This window comes from Fictibacillus sp. 18YEL24 (genome assembly GCF_015903855.1).
Classification (GTDB): domain Bacteria; phylum Bacillota; class Bacilli; order Bacillales; family Fictibacillaceae; genus Fictibacillus; species Fictibacillus phosphorivorans_C.
Window position 1 is genome coordinate 23,278 of the sequence record NZ_JACZDT010000010.1, and the last position, 16,933, is coordinate 40,210.

At 42.5% G+C, this 16,933-nt stretch carries 14 protein-coding genes and 1 other annotated feature (1 of these 15 cut by a window edge); all 14 genes read right to left on the bottom strand.

Annotated features, from left to right (window positions below; genetic code table 11):
• Nucleotides 1-19: 19 nt before the first annotated feature.
• Complete coding sequence (gene rplW, locus HU823_RS20620; RefSeq protein WP_066390671.1) at nucleotides 20-307, bottom strand: 50S ribosomal protein L23; 288 nt, start codon at nucleotides 305-307, stop codon at nucleotides 20-22.
• The gene (rplD, locus tag HU823_RS20625) at nucleotides 307-930 is read right to left on the bottom strand and encodes a 50S ribosomal protein L4 (protein WP_066390669.1); all 624 of its coding nucleotides are present in this window, start codon (nucleotides 928-930) and stop codon (nucleotides 307-309) included. The genes rplW and rplD overlap by 1 nt, the downstream gene beginning before the upstream one ends.
• Nucleotides 931-947: 17 nt before the next feature.
• Nucleotides 948-1,586, bottom strand: a complete 639-nt coding sequence (gene rplC, locus HU823_RS20630; RefSeq protein ID WP_066390667.1) for a 50S ribosomal protein L3 — start codon at nucleotides 1,584-1,586, stop codon at nucleotides 948-950.
• Between the two features lie 49 nt (nucleotides 1,587-1,635).
• Nucleotides 1,636-1,944, bottom strand: coding sequence for a 30S ribosomal protein S10 (gene rpsJ, locus HU823_RS20635; protein WP_053356198.1), 309 nt, complete (start codon nucleotides 1,942-1,944; stop codon nucleotides 1,636-1,638).
• 619 nt (nucleotides 1,945-2,563) lie between these two features.
• Nucleotides 2,564-3,754: an elongation factor Tu gene (tuf, locus tag HU823_RS20640; RefSeq protein ID WP_066390665.1), complete on the bottom strand. Its 1,191-nt coding sequence runs from the start codon at nucleotides 3,752-3,754 to the stop codon at nucleotides 2,564-2,566.
• 115 nt (nucleotides 3,755-3,869) lie between these two features.
• Nucleotides 3,870-5,948 (bottom strand): elongation factor G, encoded by a 2,079-nt coding sequence (fusA, locus tag HU823_RS20645; protein ID WP_066390663.1) that lies wholly within the window; start codon nucleotides 5,946-5,948, stop codon nucleotides 3,870-3,872.
• Nucleotides 5,949-6,023: 75 nt separating this feature from the next.
• Nucleotides 6,024-6,494, bottom strand: coding sequence for a 30S ribosomal protein S7 (rpsG, locus tag HU823_RS20650; RefSeq protein WP_066237973.1), 471 nt, complete (start codon nucleotides 6,492-6,494; stop codon nucleotides 6,024-6,026).
• Nucleotides 6,495-6,539: 45 nt separating this feature from the next.
• Nucleotides 6,540-6,962 carry a 30S ribosomal protein S12 gene (gene rpsL / locus HU823_RS20655; protein WP_066390653.1) on the bottom strand — a complete coding sequence of 141 codons (423 nt, stop codon included), beginning with the start codon at nucleotides 6,960-6,962 and terminating at the stop codon, nucleotides 6,540-6,542.
• Nucleotides 6,963-7,078: 116 nt separating this feature from the next.
• Nucleotides 7,079-7,327 (bottom strand): 50S ribosomal protein L7ae-like protein, encoded by a 249-nt coding sequence (locus tag HU823_RS20660; RefSeq protein WP_066237983.1) that lies wholly within the window; start codon nucleotides 7,325-7,327, stop codon nucleotides 7,079-7,081.
• 84 nt (nucleotides 7,328-7,411) lie between these two features.
• A complete protein-coding gene (gene rpoC / locus HU823_RS20665; protein WP_144704577.1) occupies nucleotides 7,412-11,035 on the bottom strand; it encodes a DNA-directed RNA polymerase subunit beta' in 3,624 nt (1,207 codons plus the stop codon).
• Nucleotides 11,036-11,064: 29 nt separating this feature from the next.
• Nucleotides 11,065-14,607, bottom strand: a complete 3,543-nt coding sequence (gene rpoB / locus HU823_RS20670) for a DNA-directed RNA polymerase subunit beta (RefSeq protein WP_137792247.1) — start codon at nucleotides 14,605-14,607, stop codon at nucleotides 11,065-11,067.
• A 291-nt stretch (nucleotides 14,608-14,898) separates the two neighbouring features.
• A complete protein-coding gene (locus tag HU823_RS20675) occupies nucleotides 14,899-15,501 on the bottom strand; it encodes a class I SAM-dependent methyltransferase (protein WP_144704574.1) in 603 nt (200 codons plus the stop codon).
• Between the two features lie 382 nt (nucleotides 15,502-15,883).
• Nucleotides 15,884-16,249, bottom strand: coding sequence for a 50S ribosomal protein L7/L12 (rplL, locus tag HU823_RS20680; protein ID WP_066237995.1), 366 nt, complete (start codon nucleotides 16,247-16,249; stop codon nucleotides 15,884-15,886).
• Between the two features lie 47 nt (nucleotides 16,250-16,296).
• Nucleotides 16,297-16,797, bottom strand: coding sequence for a 50S ribosomal protein L10 (gene rplJ / locus HU823_RS20685; protein WP_144704568.1), 501 nt, complete (start codon nucleotides 16,795-16,797; stop codon nucleotides 16,297-16,299).
• Between the two features lie 39 nt (nucleotides 16,798-16,836).
• Nucleotides 16,837-16,933, bottom strand: a sequence feature (ribosomal protein L10 leader region); it runs 54 nt beyond the window's last position.

Genomic DNA, 16,933 nt, shown 5'->3' on the forward strand with positions numbered 1-16,933 from the left:
CCTCCTTTACGAGTTCTTTTTAAACTCCTTCAAAAAAGTCGAGTTCTTTGCTTTCTGGAGTTAATGTAACTACAGCTTTTTTACGTTTAGAAGTGTAACCAGTATGACGGCCTACACGCTTAAACTTACCTTTGTAGTTAGCAGTGTTAACAGATTGAATTTTCACGCCAAAGATTTCTTCTAGTGCGCCTTTGATTTGAGTCTTAGTAGCACGAGGGTTAACTTCGAACGTGTATTTTTTGTCAGCCATTATTTCAGTAGAACGCTCTGTAATAACGGGGCGCTTAATCACATCACGAGCTTCCATTATGCGAGCACCTCCCCTACTTTTTCCACAGCGTCTTTAGTCATAAGAAGCTTGTCGTGGTTTAACACGTCAAGAACACTAACGCCGTTAGCCGTAACAACTGTTACGCCAGGGATGTTACGTGCAGACAATGCAACAGCGTCATTGTAATCAGCAGTTACAACTAATGCTTTACGATCTGCGGATAGATTTGCAAGTACTTGCATCATTTCCTTTGTTTTAGGAGCTTCGAATGCAAGTCCTTCTAAAACGATTAAGTCGTTATCTAGAACCTTAGAAGATAGCGCTGATTTAATAGCTAAGCGACGAACCTTCTTAGGCAATTTGTAAGAATAGCTTCTTGGTGTTGGTCCGAAAACCACTCCACCGCCAACCCATTGTGGAGAACGGATAGATCCTTGACGAGCACGTCCAGTACCTTTCTGTTTCCAAGGCTTGCGTCCACCACCAGCAACTTCAGAACGGTTCTTTACATCGTGCGTTCCTTGGCGCTGTGATGCTTGCTGCATAATAACAGCGTCGAAAAGCACGCTTTTATTTGGTTCAATACCGAAAACGGAATCGTTTAATTCGATATCGCCAGCTTGAGTACCATCTTGTTTAAATAATGCTACTTTTGGCATCAGATTGTCCTCCTTCCTTATTTAGCATCCTTTGCTTTAACAGCAGAGTTAATTGTAACGTAGCTCTTTTTCGCTCCAGGTACGTTACCTTTGATTAGTAGAAGATTACGTTCTGCATCAACTCTTACAACTTCTAAGTTTTGTACAGTTACTGTATCTCCGCCAGTACGTCCAGGTAATGCTTTCCCTTTGAAAACACGGTTAGGGTCAACTGCACCCATTGAACCAGGACGACGGTGGTAACGGGAACCGTGGCTCATTGGCCCGCGTGATTGCCCGTGACGTTTGATAACACCTTGGAATCCTTTTCCTTTAGATGTACCAGTAACGTCTACAGCGTCACCTTCTGCAAAAATGTCAGCTTTGACTTCCTGACCAACTTCGTATCCCGCAACATCAACATTACGGAATTCTTTAACGTAGCGCTTAGGGCTCGTGCTAGCTTTAGCAGCATGTCCTGCTTGTGGCTTGTTAGAACGAGAGTCTTTTTTATCATCAAATCCAAGTTGGATAGCTTCGTAGCCATCATTCTCAACGGATTTCTTTTGAAGAACAACGTTAGGAGTTACTTCTACTACAGTAACTGGAATTAGATCTCCGTTTTCTGCGAAAACTTGAGTCATACCAATTTTTCTACCTAAGATTCCTTTGGTCATTCGTCACACCTCCTATTAATAAGTAAAATATTTATAAGCAAACGTGAAATTATAGTTTAATTTCGATGTCTACACCAGACGGTAGATCCAAACGCATTAACGAATCAACTGTTTGTGGTGTTGGCTCGATAATATCGATCAAGCGCTTATGAGTACGCATTTCGAACTGCTCACGAGAGTCCTTGTACTTATGAACCGCACGAAGGATCGTGTAGATCGCTTTCTCAGTAGGTAGTGGGATAGGACCAGATACCTTTGCTCCTGAACGCTTAGCAGTTTCTACGATTTTTTCAGCTGATTGATCAAGAATTCTGTGATCATACGCCTTTAAACGGATACGAATCTTTTGCTTTGCCATTTTTTTCCCTCCTTTATTCGCCTATTTTGATAAACAGACATTGCTCCGCGGAAATTCAACCTGATATCACCAGCCATGGCAAAGGGGCCTAGTGTGTCAGCAACCTTCCGGATCATCGCAGTGAATGACCAACATTACTTATTATAGAGAAAAGCAACGCTCAATGCAAGTGTTATTTGCATTTATTTATTGCTAATCGCACTTTTTCTATTATAGAGACTTTATTAGCAGATTTCAACTTCCTTTTTCTTCTTTTGCATATTTGGATGTGTTTCTTCTATATATATAGAAGAAAGATGTTTAAATGAGTGGTTAAGATAGATCTTTGAATTGTTGGGGAGTTGTTAATTCCGTGTGATTTTGTTTACTAGGTATAGGGTTATCTATTGTGGATTTTACGGTACGTGTTTTTATATTTATTACACGTTCACCGGTAATCTTAAAGTTTTCACCTGTAAATGATGTTTTTTCACCTCTAAATAGGTTTTGACCACCTATTATAACGAGTTCACCACCTGTAACCGCGATCTGTTTTCACCTGAAGTGCGATATCACATCATTTCACAAATAAAAAAACACCCTCCAAAAGGAGAGTGTTTTTTATAAAAGAGTAATAAGATTACTCAGTGATTGTTGCAACTACGCCTGCACCAACTGTACGTCCACCTTCACGAATAGAGAACTTAGTTCCTTCTTCGATAGCGATTGGAGCGATTAGTTCTACAGTCATCTCAACGTTATCTCCAGGCATAACCATTTCTACGCCTTCAGGAAGTTGGATGATACCAGTTACGTCAGTTGTACGGAAGTAGAACTGAGGACGGTAGTTAGAGAAGAATGGAGTGTGACGTCCACCCTCTTCTTTTGAAAGAACATAAACTTCTGATTTGAATTTAGTGTGAGCTTTAACAGTACCTGGCTTAGCAAGAACTTGTCCACGCTCAACATCTTCACGAGAAACCCCACGAAGAAGTGCACCAATGTTGTCACCAGCTTCAGCATAGTCAAGAAGCTTACGGAACATTTCAACACCTGTTACAGTTGTTGATTTTGGCTCTTCAGTAAGACCAAGGATCTCAACTACGTCACCAACTTTTACTACACCACGCTCAACACGTCCAGTAGCAACTGTACCACGACCAGTGATTGAGAATACATCCTCAACTGGCATCATGAATGGCTTTTCAGTGTCACGTGGAGGAGTTGGGATATAAGAATCTACAGCGTCCATAAGCTCATAGATTTTAGCTTCCCAATCAGCGTCTCCTTCAAGAGCTTTAAGAGCAGAACCTTTGATTACAGGAATGTCATCTCCTGGGAAGTCATACTCAGAAAGAAGGTCACGAACTTCCATTTCTACTAGCTCAAGAAGTTCTTCGTCGTCTACCATGTCACACTTGTTCATGAATACAACAAGGTAAGGTACACCTACTTGACGAGAAAGAAGGATGTGCTCACGAGTTTGTGGCATTGGGCCGTCAGCAGCAGATACTACTAGGATCCCACCATCCATTTGTGCTGCACCAGTGATCATGTTCTTAACATAGTCAGCATGTCCTGGGCAGTCTACGTGTGCATAGTGACGAGAATCAGTTTCATACTCAACGTGTGCAGTTGAGATTGTGATTCCACGCTCGCGCTCTTCTGGAGCACCGTCGATTTGGTCATAAGCCATTGCTACACCCTTACCGTTTTTCTTAGCAAGAACAGTAGTGATAGCAGCTGTTAAAGTTGTTTTACCATGGTCAACGTGACCGATAGTACCAATGTTAGCATGCGTTTTGGAACGATCAAATTTCTCTTTACCCATGAGAAAGATTCCTCCTTAAATATGTTTACATATAGTAGATTTTTTATTTAAAACGAACAGTTTGTACTGCCCATTTTAGATTACATGAAAATGTTGTTTCTTACAACCGAAGAGATTAAGCTCCAGTTGATTTTTTGATGATTTCTTCAGAGATTGACTTAGGTACTTCTTCGTAGTGATCGAAGTGCATTGAGTAAGTACCGCGGCCTTGTGTACGAGAACGCAAGCTAGTTGCATATCCGAACATCTCAGCAAGTGGAACCATCGCTTTAACGATTTGTGCGTTACCACGAGCTTCCATACCTTCAACACGTCCACGACGGGAAGTTACGTCACCCATGATATCACCCATGTACTCTTCAGGAACCGTTACTTCAACTTTCATGATCGGCTCAAGAATTGCAGGGTCACACTTTGATTTAGCGTTCTTAAGAGCCATTGAACCGGCAATCTTAAACGCCATTTCGTTGGAGTCAACATCATGGTATGATCCATCAACGATACGAGCTTTAAGGTCAAGTAATGGGAAACCAGCAAGCATTCCGTTTTTCATTGATTCTTCGATACCAGCTTGAACTGCAGGGATGTATTCACGAGGAACTGCCCCACCAACGATTTTGTTTTCAAATACGAATCCAGATCCTTCATCACCTGGCTCAAATTCGATCCAAACGTGACCGTATTGTCCACGACCACCAGACTGACGAACGAATTTACCTTCAACTTTAGCAGCTTGGCGAATTGTTTCACGGTAAGCAACCTGAGGAGCACCCACGTTAGCTTCTACCTTGAATTCACGGCGCATACGGTCAACTAGGATGTCAAGGTGAAGCTCACCCATACCTGCGATGATCGTTTGTCCAGTTTCTTCGTTTGTTTCAGTACGGAATGTTGGATCTTCTTCAGCTAGCTTAGCAAGCGCCATACCCATCTTGTCTTGGTCTGCTTTAGACTTCGGCTCGATAGATAGTGAGATAACTGGCTCTGGGAATACCATGGATTCTAAGATAACAAGGTTCTTTTCATCACAAAGTGTATCACCAGTTGTAGTATCTTTAAGACCTACAGCAGCTGCGATATCTCCAGCGTATACGATAGAGATCTCTTCACGGGAGTTTGCGTGCATTTGAAGGATACGTCCAACACGCTCGCGCTTTCCTTTAGTAGAGTTCTGTACGTAAGATCCAGAGTTTAGTGTACCAGAGTAAACACGGAAGAATGTTAACTTACCAACATAAGGGTCAGTCATAACTTTAAATGCAAGTGCAGAGAATGGTGCTTCGTCACTTGATTCACGAGTTACTTCTTCTTCAGAGTCAGGAAGTACACCTTTAATAGCTGGTACATCGATTGGCGATGGAAGGTAATCAAGAACTGCGTCTAGCATAAGCTGAACACCTTTGTTCTTAAATGCCGATCCACACATTACTGGGTAGAACTCAACGTTACAAGTTCCTTGACGGATACCTGCTTTAAGTTCTTCGTTCGTAATTTCTTCGCCTTCTAAGTACTTCATCATCATTTCTTCATCTAGCTCAGCAACCGCTTCGATAAGTTTTCCACGGTATTCTTCAGCTAAAGGCATGTGCTCTTCCGGAATGTCACGAACTTCGATATCAGTACCAAGGTCGTTTCCGTAGAATACAGCTTTCATTTCGATAAGGTCGATGATTGCTTCGAATTGGTCTTCCGCACCGATCGGTAATTGGATCGGGTGAGCGTTAGCACCAAGGCGGTCATGAATCGTTTTTACGGAATATAAGAAATCCGCACCGATCTTGTCCATTTTGTTTACGAATACTACACGAGGTACCCCGTAAGTAGTCGCTTGACGCCAAACTGTTTCTGTTTGTGGTTCAACACCTGATTGAGCATCAAGTAATGCAACCGCTCCGTCTAATACACGTAATGAACGTTCTACTTCAACTGTAAAGTCTACGTGTCCTGGTGTATCAATGATGTTGACACGGTGACCTTTCCATTGAGCAGTTGTAGCAGCGGAAGTAATCGTGATTCCACGCTCTTGTTCCTGCTCCATCCAGTCCATTTGTGAAGCTCCTTCATGAGTTTCACCAATTTTGTGGATACGGCCAGTATAGTAAAGAACACGTTCAGTAGTCGTTGTTTTACCAGCATCGATGTGAGCCATGATACCGATATTACGAGTATTTTTTAAGGAGAATTCTCTAGCCATGAATTTCTCTCCTTCCCTTTTTAAAAGGAATTTTTATAGTGTTTTAGAGACAGTCCGAGAACTGCCTCTATGATTTTACCAGCGGTAGTGAGCAAACGCTTTGTTTGCTTCTGCCATTTTGTGCATATCTTCGCGCTTCTTAACTGAAGCACCAGTGTTATTAGCAGCATCCATGATCTCATACGCAAGACGTTCTTCCATTGTCTTTTCTCCGCGTAGACGAGAGTAGTTCGTTAGGTAACGAAGTCCTAGTGTTGTACGACGCTCTGGGCGAACTTCAACTGGTACTTGGTAGTTAGCTCCACCAACACGGCGAGCACGAACTTCAAGAACTGGCATGATATTTTTAAGAGCTTGTTCAAACACTTCCATAGGATCTTGGTTCGTACGTTCTTTAATAAGATCGAACGCATTGTACAAGATTGTTTGAGCTACCCCTCTCTTACCGTCAATCATAATTTTATTGATTAGACGAGTTACAAGCTTAGACTTGTAAATTGGATCAGGTAACACATCACGACGAGCAACAGGTCCTTTACGTGGCATGTGGTCCCCTCCTTTCTGATAGTTGTTTAGTTTATTTTAAAAATATTACTTCTTAGCTTCCTTTGGACGCTTCGTTCCGTATTTAGAACGACCTTGCATACGGTTGTTAACACCAGCCGTATCAAGTGCACCACGAACGATGTGGTAACGTACCCCCGGTAAGTCTTTTACACGTCCTCCACGGATAAGAACAACACTGTGCTCTTGAAGGTTGTGGCCAATACCAGGAATGTAAGCTGTAACTTCGATTCCGTTTGTTAGACGAACACGCGCATACTTACGAAGCGCCGAGTTCGGCTTCTTAGGAGTCATAGTACCAACACGAGTACAAACTCCACGCTTTTGCGGAGATGAAACGTTAGTTTGGGACTTTTTGAAGCTGTTGTAACCTTTGTTTAACGCAGGAGAGTCAGATTTCTTTGATTTAGAAACACGACCTTTGCGAACTAATTGGTTAATTGTAGGCATTTTGTATTTCCTCCTCTCTTTTTTCGTAATACCACCGACCCAGGTGGTTCATTTTAGGACAAAAGAAAGTTTTTGCGAGAGGAGCGATATTGATGCCCATCGCAAAAACATGAATTTTATCCTTTTATCGCAACAGTTGCGGCCCCGACATCTATACCGCATGCTTTTCCAAGCTTTTTCATGGAATCAACCTTTACGATCGGTACGTGCTTCTCTTCGGCAATCTGCAATACTTTGCTCGTTACTCGAAAATCTGCGTCTTCCGCAACGACCAGCTCTTTGACCTCGCCGTTCTGTAAAGCTTTGATTGTTTGCTTAGTACCTACGATAATTTCAGAAGCCTGTGTCACTTTTTCATAAGACATACGAATATCCTCCAAAGTAACAAATCTTAGGAGCACATCCGTAATCATATCACCGATGCGCTCCCGATGTCAACATTTCATTTATTAATCTTGAGAAACAAGTTCTGTAGGCAGTTCTGCCTCTTCATTGTTTTCATCTTCAACTACTGGAGAGTTGATTCCAATGTTTCTGTAACGGTTCATACCCGTTCCAGCCGGGATCAGCTTACCAATAATAACATTTTCCTTAAGTCCGAGTAATTCGTCACGCTTACCTTTGATGGCAGCATCTGTAAGAACTCGAGTTGTTTCTTGGAATGATGCAGCAGATAAGAATGATTCAGTCTCAAGAGATGCTTTTGTAATACCAAGAAGCACTGGACGACCTGTAGCAGGAGTTCCACCTTCAAGAAGTACACTACGGTTAACATCCGTAAACGCATGAATATCCATAAGTGCTCCTGGAAGTACTTGAGAATCACCAGAATCGATAATGCGCACTTTACGAAGCATCTGGCGAACCATAACCTCAACGTGCTTATCTCCGATTTCTACCCCTTGCATACGGTAAACTTTCTGAACCTCACGCAATAGGTATTCTTGTACGCCTTCTGCACCACGTACTTTAATTAATTCTTTAGGATCGATCGAACCTTCCGTCAATACTTGACCGGCAGTTACCTTATCACCTTCGACCGCTTTAATACGGGCACCGAAAGGAATCGTGTAAGATCTAGATTCGATTTCACCTTGAACGACTACTTCACGCTTATCTTTATTGTCGTTCACGCCAACAACCGTACCTTCAAGCTCAGAGATAACCGCTTGACCTTTCGGGTTACGCGCTTCAAACAATTCTTGGATACGCGGAAGACCTTGTGTGATATCATCTCCTGCTACCCCACCTGTATGGAAGGTACGCATTGTAAGCTGTGTACCTGGCTCACCAATGGATTGAGCAGCGATAATTCCAACAGCTTCCCCAACTTCAACGTCAGAGCCTGTTGCAAGGTTTCGTCCGTAACATTTCTTACAAACACCGTGACGTGTGTCACAAGTAAATACAGAACGGATCGTTACTGCTTTCACGCCTACTTCTTCAATATAAGCGGCCATGTCTTCAGTGATCAGCTGATTAACGTCTGCAAGAAGTTCTTTTGTTTCAGGATGGTATACCTTTTTATAAGCAGTACGACCGATCAAACGCTCATGAAGAGGCTCGATAACTTCGTTGCCTTCTTTAATAGCTGCAACTTCTAAGCCACGGTCCGTTCCACAGTCATCTTCACGTACGATAACATCTTGAGCAACATCAACCAAACGACGAGTAAGGTAACCTGAGTCAGCTGTTTTAAGGGCTGTATCGGCAAGACCTTTACGCGCTCCGTGAGTAGAGATAAAGTACTCGAGTACTGTTAAGCCTTCACGGAAACTTGATTTGATTGGAAGCTCGATGATTTTACCAGCCGGGTTGGCCATCAGACCACGCATACCAGCTAGCTGCGTAAAGTTAGATGCGTTACCACGGGCACCGGAGTCACTCATCATGAAGATTGGGTTTCGCTTATCAAGTGTACCCATCAATTTATTTTGGATTTCGTCTTTCGCCAAACTCCAAACATTGATTACACGCTCATAGCGCTCTTCTTCTGTGATCAAACCACGTCTGAATTGCTTTGTAACGTTTACTACTTTTTCTTCGGCTACAGCAAGAATCTCTTGCTTTTCAGGTAATACAACGATATCGGATACACCGATCGTGATACCAGCGCGCGTAGAATATTTAAATCCTAAGTCCTTCATGCGGTCAAGCATCTTAGACGTTTCAGTAATCTTAAAGCGTTTGAATACTTCCGCGATAATCTTACCTAGGATTCCTTTCTTAAATGGAACAATTTCCTCATGCTTCTGAATTTCCTCTTTTACGTTAGCAGCCGGATCTAAGAAGTACTTTTCAGGTGTTTCCACTTGAAGGTTCGTCGTAGTCGGTTCGTTAATGTAAGGGAATGACGGAGGCAGGATTTCGTTGAATAACAACTTACCTACTGTAGTCATAAGAAGCTTAGATTGCTGTTCATCTGTGAAAGTTTCTTTATTTAAGCTGGATACTGGTACTGCAATACGAGAATGCAAGTGCACGAATCCATTTTCATAAGCGATGATCGCTTCATTGATGTCTTTAAATACAGACCCTTCACCAATAGCTCCTTCACGTTCAAGAGTTAAGTAATAGTTACCTAAAACCATATCCTGTGACGGTGTTACTACCGGCTTACCATCTTTCGGGTTCAAGATGTTTTGGGCAGCTAGCATTAAGATACGAGCCTCTGCTTGTGCTTCAGCAGATAGAGGAACGTGGACCGCCATTTGGTCACCGTCAAAGTCAGCGTTGTAAGCTGTACATACGAGCGGGTGAAGACGGATTGCACGGCCTTCTACAAGCGTTGGTTCGAATGCTTGGATACCAAGTCTGTGAAGTGTAGGCGCACGGTTTAGTAGAACTGGGTGTTCACGAATAACTTCTTCTAGTACATCCCAAACTTCTGGCTGAACGCGCTCTACTTTGCGTTTTGCACTCTTAATGTTGTGTGCAAGACCTTTTGAAACTAGCTCTTTCATAACAAACGGTTTGAAGAGCTCAAGTGCCATCTCTTTAGGCAGACCACATTGGTACATCTTTAAGTTCGGACCTACTACGATAACCGAACGTCCAGAGTAGTCAACACGTTTACCTAGCAAGTTTTGACGGAAACGTCCTTGTTTCCCTTTCAGCATGTGTGAAAGTGATTTTAACGGACGATTTCCTGGCCCAGTAACCGGACGGCCACGACGACCATTATCGATTAATGCATCGACTGCTTCTTGAAGCATACGTTTTTCATTTTGAACGATAATGTTAGGAGCACCTAGGTCTAATAGACGCTTCAGACGGTTGTTACGGTTGATAACACGACGGTAAAGGTCGTTAAGGTCAGATGTGGCAAAACGTCCACCATCAAGCTGAACCATCGGACGCAATTCCGGCGGAATAACCGGAAGTACTTCTAGAATCATCCAATCAGCATGGTTGCCTGAATGACGGAATGCTTCTAGTACTTCTAAACGCTTAATCGCACGAGTACGGCGTTGACCTTGTGCTGTTTTAAGCTCTTCTTTCAACATCTCAACTTCTTTTTCAGCATCGATGTCTTCTAAAAGACGTTTGATCGCTTCTGCACCCATTTGTGCAGTGAAACCTTTTCCATACTTTTCACGGTATGTGCGGTATTCCTTCTCTGAAAGCAGTTGTTTCTTCTCAAGAGGAGTATCTCCTGTATCAGTAACAACGTATGAAGCAAAGTAGATTACTTCTTCTAATGCTCTTGGAGACATATCCAAAACAAGACCCATACGGCTTGGGATACCTTTGAAGTACCAAATGTGAGATACAGGAGCGGCAAGCTCGATGTGACCCATACGGTCACGTCGAACTTTGGCTCTTGTTACTTCAACACCACAACGGTCACAAACCACGCCTTTATAACGGACGCGCTTATACTTTCCGCAATGACATTCCCAGTCTTTTGTAGGACCGAAAATTCTTTCACAGAACAAGCCGTCTTTTTCGGGCTTAAGTGTACGGTAGTTGATTGTTTCAGGTTTTTTTACTTCCCCTCTTGACCACGACCGGATTTTGTCCGGTGAAGCAAGACCAATTTTCATATATTCAAAATTATTTACGTCTATCAAGGAGCGTACCTCCCTTTTGATATCCTGTTTTAGTCATTCGAAGTGTAAGACTCAAGATTTAGATTTAATTTCTCGCTTGCCTGATCGTCTTCATCATCAAGCTCTCTCATTTCAATTTCCTTGTCATCTCCAGAACAGATCTTAACGTCCATTCCTAGAGATTGAAGTTCTTTGATCAATACTTTAAATGATTCTGGAACACCTGGTTCAGGAACGTTTTCGCCTTTAACGATGGCTTCATACGTTTTCACACGGCCGACAACATCATCGGATTTAACCGTAAGAATTTCCTGTAGTGTGTATGCCGCGCCATATGCTTCAAGCGCCCATACTTCCATCTCACCGAAACGCTGACCTCCAAATTGAGCTTTACCGCCAAGAGGCTGTTGTGTAACAAGTGAGTAAGGTCCAGTTGAACGAGCATGTAGCTTGTCATCTACCATGTGAGCCAGTTTGATCATATACATAACCCCAACTGATACACGGTTATCAAACGCAGCACCTGTACGTCCATCATAAAGTACCGTTTTACCATCGCGAGCCATTCCAGCTTCTTCGATTGTAGACCAAACATCTTCCTCACGCGCTCCATCGAATACCGGTGTAGCAACATGAATACCTAGCTGACGAGCAGCCATTCCAAGGTGAAGCTCCAATACCTGACCGATGTTCATACGGGAAGGTACCCCTAACGGGTTTAACATGATGTCAACTGGTGTTCCATCTGGAAGATAAGGCATATCTTCTTCAGGCATAATTTTAGAAATTACACCTTTGTTTCCGTGACGGCCGGCCATCTTATCTCCTTCATGAATCTTACGTTTTTGCACGATGTATGCACGAACGAGCTGATTCACACCTGGAGGTAGTTCATCGCCATCTTCACGGTTAAACACTTTAACGTCAAGGATGATTCCATCTCCACCGTGAGGTACACGCAATGATGTATCGCGGACTTCACGAGCTTTTTCACCGAAGATCGCATGTAATAGACGTTCTTCAGCTGTTAATTCAGTTACACCTTTAGGCGTTACTTTACCAACTAAGATATCTCCATCTTTAACTTCTGCACCAACACGAATGATTCCGCGTTCGTCCAGGTTGCGTAATGCATCTTCTCCGACGTTTGGAATATCACGAGTGATTTCTTCCGGTCCAAGTTTTGTATCACGCGCTTCTGACTCATATTCTTCAATATGGATCGAAGTATAAACGTCGTCTTTAACGAGACGCTCACTCATGATAACAGCATCCTCGTAGTTGTAACCTTCCCAAGTCATGAAGGCAACAAGAACGTTACGACCTAAAGCAAGTTCACCGACTTCCATTGAAGGGCCATCCGCTAAGATTTCCCCTTTCGTCACGCGGTTACCTGTGCTTACGATCGGACGCTGGTTATAACACGTTCCTTGGTTGGAACGAATAAACTTAAGCATATTGTAAGTGTCAAGGTCGCCTGAAACTTCCTTGCCATCTACTTCTTTAATGCGGCGTACTTGAACTTGTTTTGCTGTAACGCGCTCAACAATTCCTTCGTGCTTACAGATAACTGCAGCTCCAGAGTCTTTTGCAGAAACGTGCTCCATTCCTGTACCAACGATCGGTGATTCAGGAACAAGTAAAGGTACAGCCTGACGTTGCATGTTCGCTCCCATTAGGGCACGGTTGGAGTCATCATTCTCTAAGAACGGAATACATGCTGTCGCAGCGGATACAACCTGTTTCGGCGATACATCCATATAATCGATGCGTTCGCGTTTAACAACAGTGTTATCACCACGGAAACGTGCGATTACGTCTTCGTTCATGAACTCTCCGTTATCACCTAATATAGAGTTCGCCTGTGCAACTACATATAGATCTTCTTCATCAGCAGTCAAGTAATCAATACGGCTCGTTACACGACCTGTTTCAGGATCAACCCGACGGTATGGTGTTTCGATAAATCCATATTGGTTCACTTTTGCATAAGAAGAAAGTGAGTTGATCAAACCGATGTTCGGACCCTCTGGCGTCTCAATCGGACACATACGACCGTAGTGAGAGTAGTGAACGTCACGAACTTCAAAGCCTGCACGTTCACGTGTAAGACCACCTGGCCCTAGTGCAGATAGACGACGTTTGTGCGTTAATTCTGCTAGCGGGTTCGTTTGATCCATGAACTGTGAAAGCTGAGAGCTTCCGAAGAACTCTTTAATAGATGCGATAACAGGACGGATATTGATCAACGCTTGTGGTGTGATCGCATTTGTGTCTTGGATCGACATACGCTCACGCACAACACGTTCCATTCTAGAAAGTCCGATTCTGAATTGGTTTTGAAGAAGCTCACCAACCGAACGCAGACGACGGTTTCCAAGATGGTCAATATCATCTGTTGTACCTACTTGATGCAATAAGTTGAAGAAGTAGTTGATAGAAGCAATAATGTCAGAAACCGTGATGTTTTTAATTTCTTTATCAACAAGTCCGTTTCCGATAACATTAATGATTCTTTCACCCTCTTGATCATCAGGCGCATAGATTTTGATAGATTGAAGAGCGATATCTTGATCTTCAGCCACTCCTCCTGCTGGTGTTACGGTTTTAAAGCCTACACCACTCTCAAGAGCAGGGATAATCTTATCTAGCGTTCTACGGTCAAGAAGCGTACCTTCTTCGGCGATCACTTCACCAGTTTCAGCATCAACAAGTGTTTCAGCTAGTTTCTGGTTAAAGAGACGATTCTTTATATGAAGCTTTTTATTGATTTTGTAGCGTCCAACGTTAGCTAAGTCATAGCGTTTAGGATCAAAGAACCTAGAATCTAATAAACTTTTTGCATTATCTACTGTTGGAGGCTCTCCTGGACGAAGACGCTCATAGATTTCGAGAAGGGCTTTTTCCGTTCCTTCTGTATTATCCTTATCTAGCGTGTTACGTAGATACTCGTCTTCTCCAAGCAAATCAATGATTTCTTGATCAGACCCAAACCCTAAAGCACGAAGCAATACGGTAATAGGGATTTTTCTTGTGCGGTCAATACGCACATAAACTACGTCCTTAGCATCTGTTTCGAACTCCAGCCAAGCACCGCGGTTTGGAATGACAGTAGCGGTAAAACCTTTTTTACCGTTTTTGTCGATTTTCTCACTATAGTAAACACTTGGTGAACGAACGAGCTGTGATACAATTACACGCTCTGCCCCGTTGATCACAAAGGTTCCCGTATCTGTCATTAACGGGAAATCTCCCATAAATACTTCCTGCTCTTTTACTTCGCCCGTCTCTTTATTGATCAGACGCACTTTCACACGAAGCGGAGCAGCGTAAGTAACATCGCGCTCTTTTGATTCATCTACAGGATACTTCGGCTCACCTAAGTTATAATCAATAAACTCTAAAACGAGGTTCCCTGTAAAATCTTCAATCGGCGAAATGTCTCGGAACATTTCACGTAACCCCTCATCAAGAAACCATTGATAGGAAGCGGTTTGAATTTCAATTAAGTTTGGTAATTCAAGCACTTCGCTAATCCTTGCATAACTTCTTCGTTGGCGGTGGCGTCCAAACTGAACTAGTTGACCTGTCAACTGCTTCACCCCTCAAATCCAGCGTTTTTTTCGTGTATCATATTTCTATCTAACATTCTATTAAGAAGGTTAGAAAACAAAAAGAAAAAGGGTTTCATATTTTTAAAACCGCAGTTTTCCTATTTTGATAAAAGCTATTATATAATTTTGTCCAACTTTTTCGCATTCTATACGTCTAAACATGAGTAAAAAACGTTGATTTATCAACGTTTTTTCGCTTACCACGAAAAATAAGCAGCAAAATGCGAATCCATTGGCATTTTATAATACTAACATACGGGATTTATCAAGTCAAACTTTTATTGCGCGTAAAATATAGTAGCCTTTTTTCTTCGCAACCGTTTCAACTTGGCCGAATAATTGTTCCATTTTATCCATAGCAGATGGCGCACCTTGTTTCTTTTGAATCACTACCCATAACTCGCCACCAACGCAAAGTTTGTGATAAGCTTCTTCAAAAATTTGATGAACGACCGTCTTACCTGCACGAATCGGCGGATTTGTGATAACAGCAGCGAACTCTTCATCCTTCACTTCGGCAAATAAGTAACTTTTATAGATCTTTACATTATCAACCTTGTTCTTATCTGCGTTCAGCTTGGCAAGTTCAATTGCTCTTTCGTTGATATCCACCATTTGAACAACACGATCTTGTTCCGCTCTAGCAAGCGAAAGCCCGATCGGCCCGTAACCGCATCCTACATCTATATAATCACCAGATACTTCTGGAGATACAAAGGACTCTATTAAAACGCGACTGCCAAAATCTACTTCTTTCTTCGAAAAGACACCAGCATCTGTCGTAAAGCGAAACTTTTCGCCGTTTAATGTAAATTCCCATGTTTCTCTTTTGCTTTCTGTACCAGGTGTTTCAGAGTAATAATGGTTCTTCATTGTTTTCAAACTCTCCTTACCTTCTGATAAAGACAGTATTCCCGTTCCAAAATTCTTTAACGGTCTATCTATAAAGATGCTTGTGTGAGTAGTTGATTTCCACTCCAGGTTGCTCGCTTTCCACGGGGCGTTCGGTGAGGTATTTAAAAGATAGACATCCAAGGAATCATCCTTGCTCCTGCGTCTACAAGTAAATGCTACTGATACCAGCTTCCTCGTCGCATGCCTTTCGAGAAGCTTACCAGGTGGTAGGCACGCACCTTGCATTCCCATCAACTTGCATAAGACGAGAATAGCAACACCCTTTTAGAAGAAAACCTTCTAAAAAGATTAAGCGAAACAAACAAAAAGGTCCGCCATCGGGCGAACCTTTTCTTTTGAATTACTTAACTTCAACAGAAGCTCCAACTTCTTCAAGTTTAGCTTTGATTTCTTCAGCTTCGTCTTTAGATACGCCTTCTTTAACTGGCTTAGGAGCACCGTCAACAAGTTCTTTCGCTTCTTTAAGGCCAAGACCTGTAAGTTCACGAACAACTTTGATAACTTTAATTTTTGAAGCTCCACCGCTTGCAAGAATTACGTCGAATTCAGTTTGTTCAGCAGCAGCGTCTCCACCAGCAGCTCCACCAGCTACAGCTACAGGAGCAGCAGCAGTTACACCAAACTCTTCTTCGATTGCTTTTACTAGGTCGTTAAGCTCTAAAACAGTCATTGTTTTTAAGCTTTCAATGATTTGCTCTTTAGACATTATAATTTCCTCCTTATGGAATGTAAGTTATTGGTTGAAGATAAGACTTATGCGCCTTGTTCTTCTTTTTGTTCTGCAACGGCTTTAGTAGCCAACGCAAAGTTGCGGATAGGTGCTTGAAGCACGCTGAGTACCATAGAAAGAAGACCTTCTCTTGATGGAAGTTCAGCAAGAGCTTTCACTTCTTCTAGAGACGCGATACGTCCTTCGATTACACCAGCTTTGATCTCAAGCGCCTCGTGTTTCTTAGCGAAGTCGTTAAGAATCTTAGCAGGAGCTACAACATCTTCATTTGAAAATGCGATCGCTGTAGGACCAGTTAAGTGTTCTGCTAATTCTTTAAGGTCATTCTCTTCAGCAGCGCGAACTACCATTGAGTTTTTGTAAACTTTAAACTCGATGCCAGCATCACGTAAAGACTTACGAAGTTCAGTAACCTCAGAAACAGTAAGACCACGGTAGTCAACAAGGATTGTTGATTGGCTATTTTTGATTTTCTCAGAAATAGTGGATACTAACTGCTTTTTTGTTTCTAAAATGCTGCTCATTATTACACCTCCTGTAAAATGATTGCATCACCGCAGGTTTTGTCCAAAAACAAAGCCTCCATGTCGAGACATGGAGGCGTGAGTATCTAAAGTCATAAGTAATTAACTAATGAGCTTACGATGCTTCACCTCGGCA